The organism is Brevibacillus fortis, from assembly GCF_046196545.1.
GTDB classification, from domain to species: Bacteria; Bacillota; Bacilli; order Brevibacillales; family Brevibacillaceae; genus Brevibacillus; species Brevibacillus fortis_A.
Window position 1 is genome coordinate 3,598,320 of the sequence record NZ_CP176370.1, and the last position, 21,276, is coordinate 3,619,595.

21 protein-coding genes and 1 pseudogene are annotated in these 21,276 nt (G+C 42.7%); 8 read left to right on the top strand and 14 right to left on the bottom strand.

All coding sequences use genetic code 11. The features are described from left to right. Positions 1-301: 301 nt before the first annotated feature. Positions 302-526, bottom strand: a complete 225-nt coding sequence (locus tag ACKKE8_RS17695) for a hypothetical protein (protein WP_409174226.1) — start codon at positions 524-526, stop codon at positions 302-304. 399 nt (positions 527-925) lie between these two features. On the opposite strand from ACKKE8_RS17695, the gene ACKKE8_RS17700 reads away from it, so the two are divergent. Both ACKKE8_RS17700 and ACKKE8_RS17705 read left to right on the top strand, forming a co-directional pair. Further along, on the top strand, positions 926-1,189 hold the full coding sequence (locus tag ACKKE8_RS17700; RefSeq protein WP_007718970.1) for a CD3324 family protein: 264 nt from the start codon (positions 926-928) through the stop codon (positions 1,187-1,189). A 157-nt stretch (positions 1,190-1,346) separates the two neighbouring features. Continuing rightward, positions 1,347-1,985: a FusB/FusC family EF-G-binding protein gene (locus tag ACKKE8_RS17705; protein WP_409174227.1), complete on the top strand. Its 639-nt coding sequence runs from the start codon at positions 1,347-1,349 to the stop codon at positions 1,983-1,985. A gap of 57 nt (positions 1,986-2,042) precedes the next feature. On the opposite strand, the gene ACKKE8_RS17710 is transcribed toward ACKKE8_RS17705, so the two are convergent. The 4 genes from ACKKE8_RS17710 to ACKKE8_RS17725 form a co-directional block, all read right to left on the bottom strand. Continuing rightward, a complete protein-coding gene (locus ACKKE8_RS17710) occupies positions 2,043-2,558 on the bottom strand; it encodes an SRPBCC domain-containing protein (protein ID WP_409174228.1) in 516 nt (171 codons plus the stop codon). Positions 2,559-2,589: 31 nt separating this feature from the next. Beyond that, positions 2,590-2,934 (bottom strand): ArsR/SmtB family transcription factor, encoded by a 345-nt coding sequence (locus ACKKE8_RS17715; protein WP_409174229.1) that lies wholly within the window; start codon positions 2,932-2,934, stop codon positions 2,590-2,592. A 175-nt stretch (positions 2,935-3,109) separates the two neighbouring features. Further along, on the bottom strand, positions 3,110-4,075 hold the full coding sequence (locus tag ACKKE8_RS17720) for an SDR family NAD(P)-dependent oxidoreductase (RefSeq protein ID WP_409174230.1): 966 nt from the start codon (positions 4,073-4,075) through the stop codon (positions 3,110-3,112). A 111-nt stretch (positions 4,076-4,186) separates the two neighbouring features. After that, entirely contained in the window at positions 4,187-4,693 is a 507-nt protein-coding gene (locus ACKKE8_RS17725; RefSeq protein WP_409174231.1) for a TetR/AcrR family transcriptional regulator, read from the bottom strand. A gap of 1,021 nt (positions 4,694-5,714) precedes the next feature. On the opposite strand from ACKKE8_RS17725, the gene ACKKE8_RS17730 reads away from it, so the two are divergent. After that, positions 5,715-5,852, top strand: coding sequence for a hypothetical protein (locus ACKKE8_RS17730; RefSeq protein ID WP_409174232.1), 138 nt, complete (start codon positions 5,715-5,717; stop codon positions 5,850-5,852). Positions 5,853-5,933: 81 nt separating this feature from the next. Here the strand turns inward: ACKKE8_RS17730 and ACKKE8_RS17735 are convergent, their stop codons facing one another. Beyond that, positions 5,934-6,122: a hypothetical protein gene (locus ACKKE8_RS17735; protein WP_409174233.1), complete on the bottom strand. Its 189-nt coding sequence runs from the start codon at positions 6,120-6,122 to the stop codon at positions 5,934-5,936. Positions 6,123-6,957: 835 nt separating this feature from the next. Here ACKKE8_RS17735 and ACKKE8_RS17740 point away from each other — a divergent pair. Next, positions 6,958-7,044, top strand: coding sequence for a YjcZ family sporulation protein (locus ACKKE8_RS17740; protein ID WP_083261501.1), 87 nt, complete (start codon positions 6,958-6,960; stop codon positions 7,042-7,044). A gap of 324 nt (positions 7,045-7,368) precedes the next feature. Here ACKKE8_RS17740 and ACKKE8_RS17745 read toward each other — a convergent pair whose 3' ends face one another. Further along, positions 7,369-7,677 carry a GNAT family N-acetyltransferase gene (locus tag ACKKE8_RS17745; protein WP_409174234.1) on the bottom strand — a complete coding sequence of 103 codons (309 nt, stop codon included), beginning with the start codon at positions 7,675-7,677 and terminating at the stop codon, positions 7,369-7,371. Between the two features lie 1,801 nt (positions 7,678-9,478). On the opposite strand from ACKKE8_RS17745, the gene ACKKE8_RS17750 reads away from it, so the two are divergent. Next, positions 9,479-9,883, top strand: a complete 405-nt coding sequence (locus tag ACKKE8_RS17750) for a hypothetical protein (protein ID WP_409174235.1) — start codon at positions 9,479-9,481, stop codon at positions 9,881-9,883. A 1,135-nt stretch (positions 9,884-11,018) separates the two neighbouring features. Here ACKKE8_RS17750 and ACKKE8_RS17755 read toward each other — a convergent pair. From ACKKE8_RS17755 to ACKKE8_RS17765, 3 genes are all read right to left on the bottom strand, one after another. Then, on the bottom strand, positions 11,019-11,966 hold the full coding sequence (locus ACKKE8_RS17755; RefSeq protein ID WP_409174236.1) for an ABC transporter substrate-binding protein: 948 nt from the start codon (positions 11,964-11,966) through the stop codon (positions 11,019-11,021). A gap of 948 nt (positions 11,967-12,914) precedes the next feature. Continuing rightward, positions 12,915-13,193 carry a YolD-like family protein gene (locus ACKKE8_RS17760; protein ID WP_409174237.1) on the bottom strand — a complete coding sequence of 93 codons (279 nt, stop codon included), beginning with the start codon at positions 13,191-13,193 and terminating at the stop codon, positions 12,915-12,917. After that, the gene (locus ACKKE8_RS17765; protein ID WP_409174238.1) at positions 13,177-13,359 is read right to left on the bottom strand and encodes a hypothetical protein; all 183 of its coding nucleotides are present in this window, start codon (positions 13,357-13,359) and stop codon (positions 13,177-13,179) included. The genes ACKKE8_RS17760 and ACKKE8_RS17765 overlap by 17 nt, the downstream gene beginning before the upstream one ends. Positions 13,360-13,541: 182 nt before the next feature. On the opposite strand from ACKKE8_RS17765, the gene ACKKE8_RS17770 reads away from it, so the two are divergent. The 3 genes and pseudogenes from ACKKE8_RS17770 to ACKKE8_RS17780 form a co-directional block, all read left to right on the top strand. After that, the gene (locus ACKKE8_RS17770; RefSeq protein ID WP_409174239.1) at positions 13,542-14,087 is read left to right on the top strand and encodes a GNAT family N-acetyltransferase; all 546 of its coding nucleotides are present in this window, start codon (positions 13,542-13,544) and stop codon (positions 14,085-14,087) included. A gap of 1,271 nt (positions 14,088-15,358) precedes the next feature. Further along, the gene (locus ACKKE8_RS17775) at positions 15,359-16,198 is read left to right on the top strand and encodes a DUF6492 family protein (RefSeq protein ID WP_409174240.1); all 840 of its coding nucleotides are present in this window, start codon (positions 15,359-15,361) and stop codon (positions 16,196-16,198) included. A 121-nt stretch (positions 16,199-16,319) separates the two neighbouring features. Then, positions 16,320-16,584 (top strand): annotated as a pseudogene (locus ACKKE8_RS17780) (site-specific integrase); the annotation flags it as partial. Positions 16,585-16,676: 92 nt separating this feature from the next. On the opposite strand, the gene glnA reads toward ACKKE8_RS17780, so the two are convergent. The 4 genes from glnA to hflX all read right to left on the bottom strand — a co-directional run bounded on the left by glnA (position 16,677) and on the right by hflX (position 21,204). Continuing rightward, positions 16,677-18,011 carry a type I glutamate--ammonia ligase gene (glnA, locus tag ACKKE8_RS17785; RefSeq protein WP_007719084.1) on the bottom strand — a complete coding sequence of 445 codons (1,335 nt, stop codon included), beginning with the start codon at positions 18,009-18,011 and terminating at the stop codon, positions 16,677-16,679. A 35-nt stretch (positions 18,012-18,046) separates the two neighbouring features. After that, a complete protein-coding gene (locus ACKKE8_RS17790; RefSeq protein WP_015891641.1) occupies positions 18,047-18,457 on the bottom strand; it encodes a MerR family transcriptional regulator in 411 nt (136 codons plus the stop codon). A 169-nt stretch (positions 18,458-18,626) separates the two neighbouring features. Next, the gene (locus ACKKE8_RS17795) at positions 18,627-19,904 is read right to left on the bottom strand and encodes a methionine gamma-lyase family protein (RefSeq protein WP_007719088.1); all 1,278 of its coding nucleotides are present in this window, start codon (positions 19,902-19,904) and stop codon (positions 18,627-18,629) included. Positions 19,905-19,911: 7 nt separating this feature from the next. Next, positions 19,912-21,204, bottom strand: coding sequence for a GTPase HflX (gene hflX, locus ACKKE8_RS17800; protein ID WP_409174241.1), 1,293 nt, complete (start codon positions 21,202-21,204; stop codon positions 19,912-19,914). Positions 21,205-21,276 lie beyond the last annotated feature (72 nt).

A 21,276-nucleotide genomic window follows, 5' to 3' on the forward strand; every position in this document is an offset into this window, starting at 1 on the left:
TTCTCATGGTCAAATTTATCGTTGTGATGAAGATACCTATCCCGAACAGAATAGATATCAAGCACAAACGTTAAATTTGTTTTGATGAGATATAATGCCTTCTAATCGCTTTTGAAAAAAGGTATAAAAAATAAACAAAGGGCACGCCCTTCATTTGACCTTTTCCCCTATAAAATTCGTTCGAATTTTATTTCGCGATTATCCATTTCATCATATTCAATCAAAACCTCTTTTCACGTTAGGTACTTTTACTATATTTGACTTTCAATAAGTTGTAAATGAGCAATCCAATTTCTTTCTTTTATTTACTCTTGTCTTGTTCTTTCATATGAACGAGCTGTTCCGTTTCTACATCAAAAGTACCCATCTCATTCTTAGGATCCTTGTTATATCCCCATACCGAGACTTTCTTGGCGGTTCCCTCCACTTGTACCCAAGTGGCATCATTTGCGTCCTGGGAGCATTCTGTAAATAAGACCGTCGCAACAAGCAAACTCACACCCAGACTGAATTTACGTAATTTCATGATGACTTTCCCCTTTCTCTCTCCTGCTAGCCAAGCAAGTATTACTTTAATAGTCGATAGAGATCATTACCATCAACTTTCCTTACATATCCACTTACATTTTTGTAAGTATCGTTATACAAAAAGGCCGTTTTCTTATATAATTACAAATACTCCTTTTTCGAAAAGGAAAGGGAACACCGTTTTTAAAATGGACCTCGAGGGGGGTGTACCAATGGCGAATGCTCTCAATTTGCCACATACCGCAGCGGCTCATGCAAAGCCTAGAAATAGTGAGGCGATACTTTGCATGAGGTGGTCTTACGTTTAATCGAATCATCGCCTTCATTTGCGTATCTCATTTCCTATTTCTTGGCTTTGCCCCTTATTTGCCTATCTATAAATAAGGAGCGAGCAGAAATGAAATGTGTGAAAGCAAATTTAATCCTTCCTGAATCGTTACTCGCAGAAATTCAAAAGTACGTGCAAGGAGAAACCATTTATATTCCGAAGACAAAAGTAACCCATCAAAAATGGGGAACGCGCACTGGCGGGAGAAAACTCCTGGATGAGCGGAATACGGCTATTAAAAGCAGCTTTCGGGCCGGGACGGCAATTTCTCAGTTAGCGGAGGAATATTTTTTGTCTACAGAGACGATTAAAAAAATCGTGTATACCAAATAAACGTTTATAGAGCACTGACGACCTTTCCATTCAGGTTGTCAGTGCTTTTTTATGGCGAATTTTTTTGCGAAATGTCTTCTCCCTTTCTCCTCGCTTGCAAACACACTAAAGTAAAGAAGAACCCACCTTACAACACAGAAACAGGAGGAACCGAAAGATGGAACCTTTTATCCATACGCATCAGTATCACTTCATTAAATCACGCGTTCAAGCAATCATGAACGCCTATGCGACCAGTACAGATGTCAACGTGATTCGTGCTCGAAAAGAAATCGCCTATGAAGAAATCTTTCAGTTGTTCCCGAACATGACAAAAGAACAAAAAGAGATTTTGCATCCGATTGACTCGATAAAAGAAAAGGCAGAAGGAAAGCAGTTTTTGCATCAGCTTTCACCGTTTGTGATTCCATTCCCTGCTCTCACAGAGACTTCCATTAAGAAGCTCTTTCCAAAAGTAAAGAAATTGAAAGTCTCGAATTTAGCACAGATCGATTTTTCAGAAATCTCTTATGTGAGCTGGCTAGACAACGCGACGGAAAAGAAATTTATTGTTGCTTACCACGAAGGAAAACTGATTGGCATTCACGGACAGTTTACAAACGTAAACAAAAAAGGCGTTTGTGCGCTCTGTAATCGATTTGAAGAAATCGGCATGTTCGTCCTTGAAGCCAAAGGCTCTGGGGATGGAACGTATTTAAAAAAAGGAAACTACATTTGCCAAGACAGTGTGACATGCAATCAAAATATTATTTCGTTGGATAAGTTAAACGATTTTATCTCGCTGATGGTGAAATAAATCTGCAACGAAAAAGCCGCCGGGTCTCCATGCCAGGCGGCCTTTCCTATAGGTTCCTTACTTGATCTCGTTCAGACTCTCTTCCAAACGATCCCACGTTTGGGTAATGCCCTCTAGCATGCCCATGTCCATGACAGTCTTTAGGGCTTCTGCGGACACATATTCACCACGGCTAACCAGCTTCGTCTTGCCACCCAAATCGATGAATTCCATCGTGACCTCTGTCGAAGGCATGGTATCATTTGTATTGCCTTCTGCGTCTGAAAAGTAGTCGGTATAGATGATCTTTTCCGGCTCGACAATTTCCTTATAAACGGCCTTGCCCCAAGATTCCATGCCATAAAAATCCCCTTGATTCTCATCGACACATTTCATGCAGTAGTGCCATACACCGCCCGGTCGGAATTCGACGTTACAAACCGGAAGTTCCCAGCCTTTCGGTCCCCACCAACGCTTGAGATGCTCAGGCTCCTTAAACATCTTGAACACGAGATCTCTCGGTGCGTCGAAAATACGCTCCAGCACCAGAACCCGATCGTTCTCTACCCTTGAAACCATTGCGTTTCTTGACATAGCAATTCCTCCTCATTCATTTGAATGGATCTCAAGTATTTTCCTTGTTTTGCAGTTCCCGCAAATAGTCTTCCAGATTATCGAATCTTTCTTCCATAACACGCTGGAATGACTTCACCCAAGAATCCAGCGCTCGGAAGGGCTCTGGCCTGAGTTTGTAAATTCGGCGATTGGCTTCGGCCTGCACATCCACGATCCCGTTGTCACTAAGCACCTTCAAATGCTTCGAGGCTTGGGGTTGGCGAAGCCCCAGTTGTTCGGCGATTTCCCCTACAGTTAGAGGACCGTCGCGCAAAAGTTCGACGATTTTCAAACGATTCGGTTCAGCTAAAGCACTCAGCGTCGCCATGTCCATGCCCGGATTCATCCCTGACATGTCACTCACCTCGTTACATGATAAATTCTACGTTCATCTCATCCCCTTTTCAGCGTTATTGTGATCATCTTGTTAGGTAAAATATACACCAATAGGAATATTCCTGTAAAGGAATATTTAAGGAAATTGCGGCAAACTATTCATTAGTGATTAATCAATAACTAACGGCTATCATTTATTTCATGGAAGTTCGATTCTGTAAATGCTGGATCGTTGCCTTTATCCCCTCCTCGAACTTCGTCGCTGGGATCGGTCCAATAAGCCGTTTATATTTTTCTCCGCTAAGGATCAACGGTTTTTCGGTTAAGTACAGCATCTCGACAACCTCCTTCATCACCGGGACGAACATACCCAGCAAAGACAAACCAATTTTCCCAAGAGGAATGACAGGTTTCACGGTGCCACTTGCTTTTTGAGCGATTCGGACGATGTCTCGACCGGAAATGATGCCTCCACCTGGAATGTGCCAGTTTTGTCCATAAGCAAACTCTCGGCTGGCCAACTCTACAATCATCTTTGCCGCATCCGGTAAATAAACAAACTCGCGAGGAACATGCATATTCCCAATGAAAAGTCCCGGTTTTCCAGCCGCAATTGCCTCAAGTGTAGAACCCAAATACGATGCTTGATTAGCAGTAGGTCCGTAATAATCCGGTAATCTGACAATCATCGTTCGCGCATGATCCCAGCGGCTGCTAAACAGCATCTGTTCAAATGCCAACCTGATTTTTCCTTTCTTCGTATGCGGTTGCTTTGGATGCTCTTCCGTCACTGGTTCCATCTGCTTTCTCCCGTATGGATAAATGCCGTCTACCGCAACAACCTTCAAACCTCTCATGTTGGCGGCTTCCATGATCGCTTCGCCAAGTGGGATCAGCTTATTTACCATCTCGTGATAGGGGACGTTTGCACAATGGAATAGTACATCCACTCCCTCCGATGCTGCTAGGATGTCTTGAGAGCGGAATGCATCCCCGACGGTCAGTGACAAATGAGCTGGATTCCCCAGCTCTGACGCCATTTGTTCTAGCTTTTGTCGAGAACGCCCAAAAGCAATCGTTTCAATCCCCCGCTCGATGAGCTCCGCCAAAATTGCCGCTCCCGTTCCGCCTGTTGCCCCGACTACAATCGCTTTTTTCATTCGGATCATCTCCACTTGTTTGATTTGTGATTGATCAATCACTAACTAATTTGAACTATAACGTTTTAGTTAGTGATTAGTCAATCACTAATTGTCGTAATTTTTTCTCCGCTACACCTCCATCAATTCTGGCATGTCCAAAGCCGCTGAAATATTACACAGCATTCCTCTTGCCAGGAAAATAAGCGTTCTCTCTTCCGGACTCGCGATGCCTGCTTCATGAAAAGCTGTTAGGACGATTTGACGAACCTCCCGAAATCCTTCGCGCATTGCCTCTCGAATCGAGGGCTCTTGAATCGTCTGGGACTGCATTTGAAGAAGGATCTCATTTTGATGGGAAGCCAAAATCTTTGCATATGCCTTGATTAAGTCGGCTTCCAATTGCTCTTTGGATGCGGACTCCACAACGAGACGGAAAGAGTTAATGATCCGCTCCCAAGACGCCTCCAAGGCTGCCTGTAACAAAGCTTCCTTCGATGCAAAAAACTTGAAAATATACGGCTGGGAAATCTTTGCACGCTCTGCAACTTGCGCTGTCGTTGCCCGGAAATATCCGATTTCAGCAAAAACTTCAATGGCAGCAGAAATGATTTCCGTTTTACGATTGACCGACGTCATTGCAAGATCGCCTCCTTTTTAGTGATTAATCAATAATACCTGATTATACGTCAGTTCGCGATGGGTTTCAAATGACGAAAGGTTGTTGCAGATTAAAAAAGCCTTGATGATTCTGGCAGTTAGCTCTGTTATCACGGTACCAAGTTTAGCCATGCCACAACCGCCCAAGGAGCGACACTCCTTTTACAGGACAAGCCGGTCACCTTCGCAGCAAGCACTACCCAGAATGACTGGAAAGAGAAAAAAACTTCTTCAAAATCAACTGGGACTAAGCACGGAACTACAGTCAAAAATCTGCATTTGGTGAGCAATTAATGCTAGACTCCCCTATTCCAGAAGGATGGGTTATCGTGGATAGCTCAGGAACTAGGAACCTGATCAGGTATATTGGTTGAACAAACAAGTAGGATAATTCTGTCCAAACAACAAGCTGACGTCGAAACTCCATCGACATCAGCTTGTTTCCTTTACTAACTTTCTTCCTTCAATTTCTATCGGGATCTTTGGAGGGAATATTGTATTTGGTCGCAGACATGGGGACTAGGTTATCAGATATCAGTCAGCATTCAACCATTTCCCCTCCCTGTTATCTCAAATTGTAGTTTAATAACTACGACACTGACATTTCATTAGCCAGATTTTTTATTTTCCGAATTTTTGGTATTTTACGTGTTAACTAGAGTGCATGTGTGTTATTATTGATTTGATAGTTATATTTTTCCATTTTAGGAGGTGAATAACAATGTTGAAGAAATTACTTCAAAAAATTGGCGCTAACTCTTACCGCCCATGCCCTCGGGATTGCATACCAGCAGGAAAATATTGCATGTGTCCTGCGTAATGTTAGATAGTACTTAAAAAGGCCGTCCCAACAGCTATGTGCATGGCAGAGGGATGGTCTTTTTCCGTCTTTTATAGCGGAAGACGGGTAGCTCACCAGCAAGTCGATTTGTTTTCAGAATATATGTTGTTCCCAGACGTATACTTTTTTGGGAAGTTAAACTTATGAGGGGGAAAATTCATGAAAAAATTTGCTCTGTTTGGCATTGCTGCTGCTTTATTACTATCGCTTTCATTTCCTGGTGTAAGCAGCGCAAAAGAACAACGTGTACCATGTGAAGCTGACGGGTATTGCGGATGGCCGACCTATAGCATTTAACACCAAATGAAATAGTAAAGTAAAAGAAATTAAAGTAAATTCTACATCGTTTATTGTAATCAAACATCATTCACCGACTGTTTAACTATCGGTATGATGTTTTTCTTTTTTCATTCGTGATATCATTTCACCAAGTAAACCATGTAAAGGTATGAAAAGTCTTTTGAAAATGATGATTGGTTTGGCCTTTGCTTTTTGGTTCTTTATTCTTTGGGCCTGTAAATCGCTTCTTTCAAGCGATATTCCAGTAACCATTTCGACCTGGGACACGATCCTTTTCTCTTTCAGTTATCTCGTTTCTACGGTTGTAGCTTTTATCTATGTGAGGTTCACTCCTAACGGAAAAATACATATCTTCTTGTCTATTCCTACACTTTTGTGGGGACTTTCTACTGCTCAAGTTTTCACCCATCAGTATCACCCCTATGATACGCTGATGAGTGTTATTGGCTTAATAGGCTCTGGAGCGATCATGTTCTTTTCGATTTTGATGCAGCGTAAATCTCCGAATTTTACATAGAGCACATACTGTATTGCTAAATCCATGATTGGCTGGGGTTGTGTGGAAGTCACAACAATTTGAAATGAAAGTACTGCATATCGAGTCAGAAGAATTAATTTACTTCAATTATTTCCAAGTCCTTCGAACCGGCTTGAAGCTTTGACACAATAAACAATTTGCAAATAAAATTCATGTTCTTATCATCACTTACCCACGACAAGATGGTAATACATGGTAAATGCATCTATTAAGGAGGTGAAGGATCATGTTGAAGAAGCTCCTGAAAAAGTTAGGTTCAACATATTCAATTGAACCTTGCGGAGACTCATGCATTATTTATCATGGCAGATGCTTATGCCCTTGGTAGTGGTAGCTAAGTTCCAAGAAGGTTGTCCCAAATGCCATCAATGTGGCTTAGGGATAGCCTTTTTTCGTCGTATATCCCCCTGCTGATTTAACGTATTTGAGCTGTTGGTCATGACAGGTAACAGTTTGTTACATGCCCAAATTTTCCACCTACTGTGATATCGCCCTTACATAGCTTCTCCATTTGCATAGCTTGAGTTTGAGGTTCTTCCTCATACACTTGAAGGGGGGATATCGATGGGATTCTTTGACGACAATTTTGCATTAGTTTTGGTTCTTTTCGTTTTATTAACAATTGTTGCTTGCAGCTGTGATGATTGCTAATTTCTGTCCAATGTAATGGGCGGCTTAGCTGCCCTCTTTCACCCTTTTTGACATCATTGAGCTTTGAGCCCATCTTTTTGTCCACTCCTCCCACGTTATGTTTTAGTAGAAGGAGTGTAGTATTGTGGAGAGGTTAGATTTGGACATTCTGTCATACGACAAAACTTTTTCAGTGGTATTTCTATCACCTACGATTTCAACAAAAGAGCCGCCCGGTTCTTTCCCCGAGCGGCTTAACGCCTTTCGCGTTCGCACCTTAAAACCGATCATTCTACAGCCTCATCACAATTTCTCTTATGTTAAATGGCATGCGCTGTACTCTGCCTATCCAAGATGCCCCATTTCCATCGTCATCACGATAAATGGGGTCCCATTGTTAACGAATGAGGCCGTTTCTTTAAATCTCGCTCTTGTATAAACTTTGATTGCTCTACTATTAAAGCTAGCAACACTTAAACGTAGATATTTTGGTTCAAATTGCTGTTTGGCAAATTCGATTCCAGCCTTTAAAAACGAAAAGCCTATCCCCTTCCCTGTCAAATCTGGTTTCACTCCGAGACCGATATCCAATACGTCCTCGCCCTTGTAAAGAATTTGCTTTGCATCTGTAATTGTCATCAAATGAAAGTTCATTTATTGCCCCTCCATAAAACCTTTACACTCAGTTCGTTTTTCATAAAACTATCCCCTGCTTCTCACAAGTACTGTTAAGTTAAATCTAATTTAACCGTGCTAGGTCCCCCGATCTCGCCATCCTTGAGCTTCTTGTAAATAACAGCCGTATACTTATCGGTTCCACCATTGAACTCAACCACATGAAAACTCACCGATACATATCTTCTGCCGGGATATGAGAAAGCCAATCATTGATCAAGGACTCTGATTCGGTTACGAGAAGTTTCTTCTAAACAATTTTCATTGTGCTGTCCCTGCATTTAACAAATCGTGTGGTTTGTTAACGAAATCCAAATGTTGTAAAATAATTAAAAAACTAAGTGGTGGTAATCCAATGAACAAATTCGAAAAAGGAATTGTTTATTTTTTTAGCTTTGTTTTCTTTCCCGTCGGTCTGATAATATGGGTTGTTCCGATTTGTTAAATTATACCTATTTTGTAACCCACTTATTTTCCGTCTTACTTATCAAGTTGAATGTAGGGAGATAAATTATTTATGAGAATATTTTTAAAGCTAACTGTGGGTATACTGACAAGTGGCTGGTTCTTGCTTCTTTGGTTTTATCAAATGATTCTTGCAAGTGACATTCCGGTAACGATTTCATACGATGAAATGCAAGGATTCATTCAGACTTTTGCCATTTCTACAGTCCTAGCCCTTGCCTACATCAGGTTTGTAGATGATACAAAATTGCATTATTTTCTTGCGATCCCCATTCTATTATGGAGTATGAACATAATGGATGATTTAGCGTACAACTACCATCCATACAATACTTTGATAAGCTGTGTAAGTCTTATTGGATGTCTGCTCATCTTTCTATACTCAATATTTAAAAATCGTCGTAAGCCTAATTTCTCTCTCTAACTATTTTGATAAATCCGATCAGTTAATTGTTTTTTGGTTATAATTGGGTAAACCTTCTAACACCCTAGTTATCAGCCTACACATTTTGTTTACCCTTATCGAAATACTTGGTATGCCACCAAGGATGTACGTTCTCGGAATGCTTTTTTCCATCAAATCGAACATTTATATTATCACTGCGGTTGCCAGCTGTGACAACTCTCATTAGTCCATCTACTTCGACCCGCATTCTCCTTTGGAGGAAAGGCATGTTCCTTCTCTCTTTGACATATGACAAAGGTATTACCATTCCAATCACTCCTTATCGAGCGTAAATTATGGATCTCACCGAATATCAAATTCTTTTTTCCAAACTAGCTTCACTAGAAGAACTAGGTTTAAAAAATATCGAGACCAACAGTATCGATCGTTTCATGCCATTTCTGACCAAGATAAAGGAAGACTCTTCCGTCGTTGTGATCAAGCTTGATGGTGAACGAACATCTATACTATCTTGGTTTCTGGTAAAAAATTGGGCTCTGACGGATTAATCAGGATAGACACTTCTGACCTTGAGCATGTGAGCCCTTCTTTTTTGTACCCATCTTCCACGTTTCTCTCCAAGAAATAGATTAACTCTATTGTTTTGACTACACCCACGAAATGAAAAAACTCTCACCAACAGACACAAGGAGATTCACTTATTAGTAAGCAATCATGTATTGCCGCGCTCATGATCCATGTCATTTTCCATGACAACCACTGTGATAGGGAGTTGTGGACTTGAAATATGAATAGGCATCTATCTGATTTTTATGTAAATATTTACCAATACATTCAATTTGAGTATAATTACCTTTAGTTCGTGTATTTAGAATTTGATCAGAATTGATACTAAGGAGTGTACTAGGTATGAAAAAACAGCTTCTCTCTATTTCGATGCTCGCTTTACTCCTCTCTGGCGCACCTGTATATGCTTCCGCTTCTACCAATGCTCAAGTACAAGGTGAAGCAGACACAGTAACTATGGAGCAACAAAAACAAGAACAACAATTCACCAAATATTACTACCTTACACCTGGTCAGTTAAGTCCAAAAGAAGCGATTTATCTAAAGAAAGGGCAGGAGCTCCGTATCAGTCCAAGAGGAAGCTTTGCGAATTACACAGTGTATAATGCTCAAAATAAACAGATTTGGAGCGGTACGACAGGTATCATCATTAAGGCTGATGCGGACGGTTATCGCTACGTACAATTTCAAGCCCCCTATTCCTATGAGGATCAAAATGTCATCGTAGCTACTTATACGATTCAGTAAAACATGTATAGATTTTAGCCCGTCTTGATTGTGAAGACGGGCTTTATTACTATTTGCATCGCACTTTTTTCCCCTACTCATTATGTCAATATCAGCCTACTACTGTGTTATTTCGCCAATCAAAAGGGGGGATTAAGTTCGTACGCTATCTTAGATCGTCATCAGGAGGGGATATCACTTAAAAAAGAAAAAATCTAAGACTGAGCGATTCGAGAAAGTAAATGGTCAATTGGTTGAATTTCTTCCTAACTTTCGCGAATGTATGGATGGATGAATGTAGACGTGTAAGTCCGCCTCATGAGGATTGTGAAACGATATGTCTCTCGTATCTAGACCCAAGAAGAGTACGATTGGATGAAGAGTGTTACAATCGTTGCCGTCGGTGGAGATCTCACGGGATTTGTGATCACATTTGTCAGGTGCCCTATTAAGCATGAAGTTAGGCTCAAGTTTATCGAGTTTATCGAGTTTCCCTTTTCATCCGAATTCCGAGTCTCGCTCGACCCGCTTGATCTGCCACCCTGCTTATCTTCTATCCGATTTGTATCTGCTGAGACCTCTCATTGCCTTCTAGCAGGCATCAACAAAAAAACACCTCAAAGGTGATTTTCTGGTATGTTGTATTCAACTACTTTTTGTCGAAAAAAAATGAGATTTTATTTGAACCTATTTCTTTTGCACTTCTAAAATAAGGCTGTTATTATTTGTTGTACTCTGAAATGACATGAATTCACTTTTGCGGAAGATACATAAATCGTGGCGAGATTGCATCCTTAGTAGTGCTTTTTCTTTTTCTGTCTTGTCATTTGGATGACGTGGCTGGAACTGCTCGAATAATTCCTCTATTGCCGTGAGGTGTATGCCTATAGTTCCCCGCTGATGATTCCAGCTTTTTCATGTGTTCCGTGGCCCCTAAAAGTAATGAAGCTGGGAAAAACATCTCGTTTCTCTCCAGCTTCGACTTCTTTATTTGTCCCGATTAGCTTTTAGGAAAGTGATTAGGAGAATACCCGTCTTTGGAGTGGATAGGTCCTAAGGCCACAATAAGGAAGTTCACGTTAGGAAGCAACTTTTCCTCAAACGGGAAGTAAAAACGGACTTTCCGGCCTGCCCTATCTTTCGTGTGATCGCATCATTATTGCTTTTTCAGCAACATGCTGCCAATCTCCTCTAAGAGCATTTCCTTTCCAATTGGGCCAAAGGCTTTGATATTGAATGTTTCATTGGTTACCTCATAGAGATGGCCTTGTTGAACTGCCTTGTTGCTTTTCCATACGGGGCTCTTTTTCAGTTCTGCGTATACTTCATCTGCTTTTCCGCCGAAATTGACCAGGAACATATGGTCTGGTTGAAACTTCGTCAATCCTTCCAGCTCGATCATTTCCATTGTTTTATCCGTAGGTGTCCCTGCTGCCGGCTTCAGGCCGAGGTCAGAGAACAAGATATCTGCATATCCATAATTTCCGTACACGCGGAACAATTTAGGCGTTACGGCCAGGAACATAAAGGTCTGGTCGCCGTATGCTTGCTTGAGTTGCTCGCGCATCCCTTTCGTCTTCTCGTCATAGCCAGCCAGCCATTTGTTCACGTCCTCTTCTTGTCCAAACAGGCGGCCGATTTCTTTAAACTTATCACGCCATTTATCCATGTCTGTCTCCAGTACGACAGTCGGTGCAATTTTGGAAAGTTGCTCGTACATCTTTTGCTGGCGGTTATTCATAATAATCAGGTCTGGCTTTGTTTCTACCACAGCTTCCAAATTGATGGAGTCATCCCACATCCAGCCGACCGTTTTTACATCTGTCAACTTATCCGTTACGTGGGACATGATTTTTGTCTTATATGTATTGGCCGTAGCAACAGGCTTGTGTCCCAAAATTAAAAGTTCCTCCGCTGCTCCCGATACGTCTGCAATCCGCTTTGGTTCCGCCGGGATCGTCACTTCCCCCATCAGATGCTTGACTACGCGTGTTTCAGGCTTCTTGGTTGCTTCCGAAGCTGTTTGGCTGCTTCCGCAACCCGCCGATATGGCTGTGACTACTGCAACCAAGCAGGCAAGTATGATTCGTGTTCCTTTTTTCATATGCTCATTTCTCCTTGTTACGTGATGTTTGGTGTGAAGCAGCACTTGATAATGATTATCATTATAAGTGACAGAGAAGATAATCACATATTCGAGCCCATATGTCAATGATTTTTATTGATGTTGTGCATAAGTAAAGAAAAGAGGTTGTCCTATGGTCTTTCGACTTTTAGGACAGCCTCTTTTTTCTTACAGAAGTTCCCCGCGATGAGGAAACCAAGCCTAAAATGGTCGCTGGGGAGTGCCCAGGACGTAGCGTTTGTCCGAAAATGGTTTATCCGCTTGCTCAAGCAGCATAGCAGAAATATACATGTGGTCACCTCGAAACAAAAAAGTCCCCAACTGCTTTAAGCAAATTGGGGTACACAAGAAGTAGTACGTGAATAAAAAAAGTTCTTATCAATATAGTAGGTTATCAGCTCAGTATTTACTACAAGTATATATAGGTATCCATACCTTCTCTTGCCACAAAAAAATAGCGCAGACTCATCTGCACAGATTGAGTCGTACGCTTTATCCCCAAGTGAACCTATACTAGATTACACAATTATTATCGACTTGCTATTGAAATGATTTCATGTATAAATACTGGTAATTACTTCGCTCGCTGCTTGGCGTCGTACAGATAATTGTTAAGCCGTACCTGACATTCAGCTTTGAGGTGCGACACGCTGTAGAGGCATTCTTCCTGTCTGCCACGGACAGTTACAACTACAGAGTATAGAAAACCATCAGTTGTCTTCTGGACATGAACCCATCCTCCCAAACTGGCACCGATATTCGTGATGTTTTCGCTCAGCCCACATCGATACGGTATCGAGCATGAGGCGGTATGACATTTTGAGCTGATCCTGATTAAGGCTTTCTGTATCAAGGGCGATAGCCTTAAACAGCATGCCATACAAGATCGTTTCATGTGTAGTACATCTCGCCATTGGTCAGGTTGTATCATCGTCTACTACACCCGCTCAACTTAAGTAAATTATCGATAGGAATCCACCAGCAGCCATCGTCCCGTATTAGTTTGATTTTCCGTTCTTCACGGTCGATGTTCTTAATCACTCCCCATTCCCTACGAATACAATCTTCAAACCAGCTAACCTCAATCGCAAAATCATGGCGTACTGAGTCATAGACGATCACAAGCATTTCAGCAAGCGAGTCTGGATCAATATGGGGTAACGAAGTCCTTACAGGCTCATAGTGATGCTCATACAACAAGCTCATTTGCAGTCTCCTCCACCAATCCAGCCTCTATCAAATCACGGAGAATGTCAGGAGCGCATCCTGGGCTACCACCTGTGTGGATTTTGCTTATAGCTTTGAGATGCTTTGGAGTTAAAACCGGAACAGCTTGGAGTTGGCCATCAATCACTGTTTTGATTGTCTGCATAGAAATCATCCTTTTACGAACATTTGTTCCTATTATATGTGAGCAACATGCGAACGTGCAAATACTTATTCTGTAAAACTCAGACGAGTGGTACAATGTGGAAAAAAGAGAACGGCGATCACGGATGGAATTCGGGATAAGGAAACCAAGCCTAAAAAAGAGGATATCGGAGGGATTTTATTATGAAACTAGTAGGACAACAAATATATCTTCGACTTTACAAGATTTCTGACGCCAGCGAGTTAGCTAAATTACATACTAGAAATCGCGAATTTTTTCAACGAGTTTGCCCATTACTCCCAGAAGCCTTTTATACAGAAGAACATCAAAAAATACGCATTGAACAGGTATTAAAAAAGACAGATGAAGGGCAAGTATATGCTTTTGGAATCTTTTTAAAAGCAACTGATAAACTTATCGGAGACATTTCATTAACTCAAATTGTTAGGGGAAACGTCCAAAGCTGTACTACGGGATTTTCTTTAGATAAGGAGTATAATGCAAAGGGCTATACAACAGAAGCTCTTCAACTTGTTGTAGACTTTGCTTTTAGAGAATTAAAACTACATAGAATTGAAGCAGGAGCTATGCCTGACAATATAGCATCTATTCGTGTATTAGAAAAGGTAGGGTTTAAAAAAGAAGGTATAGCTAAAGAAAATATAAAGATTAATGGCAAATGGACAGATCATCAAATATTAGCTATCATCAACAGCTTGGATGTGTAAGCTCATTTCACTTCCAATAACGAAGATTATGTAAATATATAAAGGTAACAGAAATAATTATTAAACGGCTATATGAGGCACCGCTACAACGCTATAAAGCTAAAGTTTTGCCCTATCTATAAAGTAAAAAAGCCGTTGTGTATGATTGTACGTTAGCTCAAAGTTTCAAAGTAGCATAATATTCTTACTCGATCCAGCATCGTAAACATGAGCCAGGGCATTTCACTCATTACTTAATACACAGTTTGTTAAATAAAATGGCTTCTACTTCCCATCAAACCTGTATTTATATAACATTGAACCATCGTTACAATTTGTGGAGGACCTCGTATGGACGTTGGTCAAAAAATGGACAAGCATATACAAAGCAGGACCTTATCGATTTTGATTAAAGATCGCTCGCTGAGTTAGAAAATAATCCAGATTGGGAAAATGTCTCACTAAGTCATTATCTCGAATCGATGGCTGCTTCGCTGGAAACCCACTTAGCACCAGACACCCCTTCTTTGGAAGCTTTCGCTAAAATCTTAGAGGCATCCAAATACTACGAATAATGTAAAGACCTAATTAGCATATTAAGCATTTTGTTAAACGCCGCACATGCCCTCGCACTCGTTGATGAAGTCATTGATCAAATCCATTTGAAGCATCATTTTTACTAAGTTCAGAACATATTCCAAGAAGTATCGTGCATGGTAAAATATCCCAGATGGTAGACTGTCTAATTATGAGGGGGAATACTCTATTAAGGCGTTTACAAAAGAAGTAAAAAAGGTCGTAGTTGATGGTTCTTTATTTCATTGTGTTATTGACCAAACTTATAACCGCGATAACATTAGATTTACTATCTATCCAGCAAGAACTAAAACATCATACGTCATAATCTTTTTTTCTTGGCCGATAAGTTGGTATGCCAATTTTTGTACGCCAGGTATATGCGCTAAAATAGTAAAGCATGCTCTACAAAATGGTTGGGATTATAAATTTGAAAAACGTGTACTGACAATAGAAAATGGAAATTTTCTCGTCGAAAAGTTAGGCTTGGAAGTATAAGAAATTGTCCTACTCTTTCCCCGTCTACTAAGAACGGGGTTCTTTCCATTTTTACTGATTTATTAAACCAGCAGACAAACACCCATTTTGCAGGATTTCCATATCTGTCATATTCACCCTAAGGAAGAAAATCATATCCTATCTGGAAAGTCGGACACTCTGGCCGACCCGTTCAGACACATATGCTTGAAACTGCTTAGCGAAAAGGAGTTGAGAAGTTGACACGTTCAGCGAAAAGCACCTTCAACAGCTCTATTAAAATTGATGTCCTAATCCCAGCTATTGAGAAAGACCTTGGCACTCTTCCCTATGTCATTGACAGTATCCGTAAGCAAGTGAAGCATCCGGTCGGTAAGATCATGGTTGTTTCGCCACCAAGCAAACGAATCCAAGCCCTTTGCCGGCGTAAAAACTGCACCTTCATCAATGAAAAACGCGTCCTACCGATTACAAAAAAAGACATTCACTACCAAACCAAACGCACCAATCGCTCTGGCTGGCTGCTCCAACAATTGTTGAAGCTGGCGGGAGGAAACTTGACCAAGCAAAGGTATTATCTTGTGATTGACGCCGACACCATTCTCATCCGCCCTCATGTTTTTCTTGTCAACGGGAAAACCGTTTTTTACTGCCGTAACTGGAGTCGTCCCGAGTATTTTCGCACCTATAAGAAATTAATGGGAACCAAGGCAACCGCTTCGCGCTCTTTCGTTGCCCACTATATGCTGTTCGACAAATCGAAGCTCTCCCGGCTGAAATCTAAAATTGAGGCTAGGCATAAGACTAGATGGTACTGGGCGATTATCAAGAAAACCAACAAGCAGAGTTATGCCGGCTTCTCCGAGTTCGAAACTTACGGTAACTTCGTGAAAGCTCACTACCCCGGTCATCTGGTTGTAAGAAGTTCCCTTAACAAAAGCTTATCTTCAAAACCAGCATCACTTACTCGTAAACGAATCATCAGATTGGCCCAGAATTACAGGTCCATCTCCTTTCATAAACGCAGGTGGTATATCCGGAAGGATGGGCGTGAGAAAATGAAGATGCGAACTGGGTGAATCATCATGCGATTCGAAAAGCCTCAAACGGCTTGTCCCGTTATGTGAAAGCCTGCGATCCATTTAGAGTCAACCATATGGAACCTTATTAAAATGGGCAGTTTGTTAAATTGCTTGCTATCATGATCTACATCTCGTATTGTGCAGGAAAGATGGAAATTTCATACCGAAATCTACTTTGTTTAACGCCTTTTCACGAACGTTAAAAAAAATGAACATTCCCTCAATAGCTATCCACTCATTAAGATATACTCACGCAGTCTGACTCATGGAACTTGTGCGGATATGAAATATATTCAAGAGCGTCTAGGTCATGGCAGCATGCAAATCTCGAAAGCGACAACATGAGAAAATTTGAAGACCATATGCAGAACATTTATGAGTAATTTGTGGGTGCGTTTGTGGGTGAAACGTTTTACAGCAGCACCCACAAATTGAAAAAACCCCTTACACCTACAGGCGCAAGGGGTTTCGCTTATTAATAAGCAGTCATGTATTGCTCGCGCTCCCAATCGTGAACGCGTGTGCGGAACATATCCCACTCAATTTCTTTCGCTTCAATAAAGTGTACCAATGCATGCTCGCCCAATGCTTCGCAAATCACCGGATCTGCTTTCAGGCACTCGATTGCTTCCTTCAAAGTAGCAGGCAAGTTCTCGATTCCGTTTGCTTCGCGGTCTTGCTCGGTCATCACGTAGATGTTGCGATCAATAGCAGGTGGTGGCGTAAGCTTGTTTTTGATTCCGTCCAAACCAGCTTTCAGCATAACTGCCAGCGCCAAGTATGGGTTGGTTGCAGGGTCTGGGCTGCGTACTTCAATACGCGTGCTCAAGCCTCTGGAAGCAGGGATACGGATCAATGGAGAACGGTTTTTCGCAGACCAAGCTACGTAGCAAGGAGCCTCGTAACCAGGAACCAAACGCTTGTAAGAGTTTACGAGCGGATTCGTGATCGCAGTAAAGCTACGCGCATGCTGCAAAATACCTGCCAGGTAATGCTTCGCTGTTTGGCTCAGTCCCATTACATCGGACTCGTCATAGAAAGCATTTTCTTTACCACGGAACAGCGATTGGTTCGCGTGCATACCGGAACCAGCTACACCGTACAGCGGTTTTGGCATGAAGGTCGCATGCAGACCGTGTTTTTGCGCGATGGTTTTAACAACCAGTTTGAACGTCAAAATTTGGTCAGCTGCTTGGAGTGCATTTGCATACTTGAAGTCGATTTCGTGTTGACCTGGAGCTACCTCGTGGTGAGATGCTTCCACTTCAAAGCCCATTTTTTCCAACGTCAATACGATATCACGACGGCAGTTTTCACCGGAGTCGAGTGGAGCAAAGTCGAAGTATCCGCCTTGGTCGTTCAGATCCAGTGTAGGCTCGCCTTTTGCATCCAGTTTGAACAAGAAAAACTCAGGCTCTGGACCTACGTTGAATGCTGTGAAGCCCATTTCTTCGGCTTCTTTCAAGGCACGCTTCAGGATGTAGCGCGGATCTCCTTCGAATGGAGAGCCATCTGGCATGTGGATATCACAGATCAGACGTGCAATTTTACCAAATTCATTGCCCCACGGGAATACAACCCATGTATCCAGATCAGGTACCAGATACATGTCGGATTCCTCGATGCGAACGAAGCCTTCGATGGAAGAACCATCAAACATCATTTTGCCATCGAGTGCTTTCGGCAATTGGGACAGCGGGATTTCTACGTTTTTAATGATCCCCATCAGGTCGGTAAACTGCAGTCGGATGTACCTTACGTCCTCTTCTTGGGCCATGCGCATGATGTCTTCTCTTGTAAACTTGCTCACATTTCTCTCCTCCTGTCTCTATATCGGCTTTCTATCTAGTGGAAAAAGCGGGAAAGCTCTCCACGTATCAATGCACCCTCGCCATGGCGAGTGGCATCGCGATACATAATCTGTTGCCTTAGGAGCTGATGCAGCTCTTTGTCGGACATGTCCTTGCGTTTCTCTTCGGACGTGGTGGTAATCTCTGTTTGTTCCATAGCAGGCTCTTGCATTTGCAGGACTTGCTTGATCCCTGCAATATTCAGTCCTTTTTCAATCAGAGCCTTGATCTCCAACAAGCGATCTACGTCGTTGAAAGAAAAGAGCCTCTGCTTCCCTTCTGTGCGGGCGGGCTGAATCAAGTCGTTTTGTTCGTAATAACGGATTTGCCTCGCAGTGAGATCCGTCAGCTTCATGACGATCCCAATGGGAAAGAGGGCCATATTCCGGCGAAGGTCATCACTCATGACTTGTCCCTCCTGTTTCGTATTTCTTAATCTTATTCTATTTTATAACAAAATCCCTGTCAATAGATGTTAGATAATATTACACAGAAAGTTATGTACAGTTTTATTACATTGAAAAACGACATCCTCCATCATCCAGAGAATGCCGCCATTTCCTTACGCTTTTATCCTATTCACCCGGTATTTCCAGTAAGCCTTTTTCCAGCATCCCATTCAACGCCGTCAAAATCCCCACTTTTACGTGAGAGTACGTCAACCCGCCTTGAACGAAGCCCAAGTAAGGTGGACGAATCGGGCCATCTGCCGAGAATTCGATGCTCGCCCCTTGAATAAACGTACCTGCTGCCATAATCACAGGATCAGCGTATCCAGGCATTTCGCTTGGATACGGAGTGACGTGTGAATCAACTGGTGCTGCTTTCTGTATCCCTTGGCAAAACGTGATCAGTCGTTCAGCACTGCCGAATTCCACGGATTGAATCAGGTCTGTCCGCGGCTCATGCCACAGTGGATTTGTTTTGAAGCCCAAACGCTCCAGCATTGCCGAAGAGAACACCGCTCCCTTTAAAGCTTCTCCCACTACGTGTGGAGCCAAGAAAAAGCCTTGGTACATCTCCAGTAGCGAGTAGAGCGATGCACCACCCTCTGCGCCAATTCCAGGTGCTGCCATCCGATATGAAGCAAGCTGAACCAAATCCTCGCGTCCCACTATATAACCGCCTGTTTTGACCAAGCCGCCACCCGGGTTTTTGATGAGTGAGCCTGCCATGATGTCTGCACCTACGTGCAATGGCTCTTGCTCCTCCGTGAACTCTCCGTAGCAGTTGTCTACAAAGACGATCAGATCAGGCTTGATTTCTTTTACAACCCGTATCATTTCTTTGATTTTCGCAATGGTGAAAGAAGGTCGATCTGCATAGCCTCGCGAACGTTGAATCCCGATGACCTTCGTCTTTGGCGTAATCGCTTGTGCTACTGCCACAAAATCAATTTCACCTTCTGGCGTCAAAGGCACGTAGCTATAACCGATGCCGTAATCCTTGAGTGAGCCTTGCCCTTCGCCGCGCACACCCACTACTTCTTCCAGCGTATCGTATGGTTTGCCCGTAATATAGAGAAGATCATCGCCTGGACGAAGAATGCCAAACAAAGAAATCGCAATCGCATGCGTACCCGAGATGATATGGTTGCGGACCAGAGCCGCTTCTCCACCAAACACTTCGGCATAAATCGATTCCAGCGTTGCACGTCCGGAATCATCGTAGCCATAGCCTGTGGATGTTGAAAAATGAAATTCATTGACTTCATGCTTTTGGAAAGAACGCAATACTTTCAGTTGATTCGTATCCACCAAAGCGGAAATTTGACGATGTCTCTCTGAGATCGTCGCTTCCACCTCCATTACGAGGGGGCGAAGCTTTTCTCCATGGGAAAAATATGAAAACATCTGTTACTTACCAACTCTCTTCAACAGTCTCTGGTTTATCCAGGAGGAAAGGAGCAATCCTGCCGTATATCGGATTATCCTTGTTCACTCGGACGGTGATCAAGTAGGCCGCTTCCTCTTCATTAAATTCTTGCTCCATCTCTACCCCATCCCGATGCAAAAGGGAGAGAATGTCTCCACGCTCGACAGGAACGCGTAGCTTCATCTCATTGAAAGATTGCAGAGCAAATGACTCAATCCGGGAGAGCAGTTGCTTCAGGTCATTTTCCCGCATCGCAGAAATCAGAATCGATTCGTCTGCACGCGGCAAGTAAGAGCCCTCTGTGAGCATATCTGCCTTGTTAAAAACGACTAGCTGCGGAATTTCTTCTGCTTTTAGCTCGCGCAAAATCTTATCTACGACTTCCATGTGTACTTGGAAATCAGGGTGATGACTATCCACCACATGCAGGATAAGGTCTGCTTCCTTTACGCCTTCCAGCGTCGAACGGAATGCAGCGACCAGACTCGTAGGCAAGTCTTGAATAAAACCAACCGTATCCGTTAATAGAACATCCTGTCCACTCGGCAACTCCAATTGCCTGGTCGTCGGGTCCAAAGTGGCAAACAGTTTGTCTTCCTGCAACGTGTTTGCATTCGTAAGCTTGTTAAGGATCGTCGACTTCCCAGCGTTCGTATAGCCGACCAACGCAATCTGGAACACATTGTTTTTCTTCCGACGCTCCCGATGCAATTGTCTCGTCCGAACGGTATCCTCCAATTGCTGCTTGAGTTCACTGATCCGCTTGCGAATATGGCGACGATCGCTTTCCAGCTTGGTTTCACCTGGACCACGCGTACCGATACCGCCTCCGAGACGGGAAAGCTGTTTTCCTTGCCCGGCAAGCCTCGGCAGCAAGTAGTTGTACTGCGCCAGCTCTACCTGGATTTTCCCTTCACGCGACTGTGCACGTCCTGCGAAAATATCCAAAATGAGCTGCGTGCGATCAATCACTTTGCAATCAAAAACTTTATCCAAATTACGAGTCTGACTCGGAGACAACTCATCGTTGAAAATGATGACGTCCACATCCAGCTCTTCAGCCCTCTGCGCGATTTCATCAATTTTTCCTGTCCCCAAATACCAGGCAGAATCAACCCGGTCCCGATTTTGCGTGATGACGTCCAGTACTTCTACACCAGCAGTATTGGCCAGCTCATGCAATTCTTCCATGGAAAGACGGGTTCTTTCTTCATCGCGGTTATCTAAATAGCAACCAACCAGTATGGCTGTTTCTTTCGTTTTGATCAGATCGTTCACCGATTCACGCCCCTTCATGACTATCATACCACATTTTGCCCAAAACGTTACGGCAGCGGGGCACCCAACTGA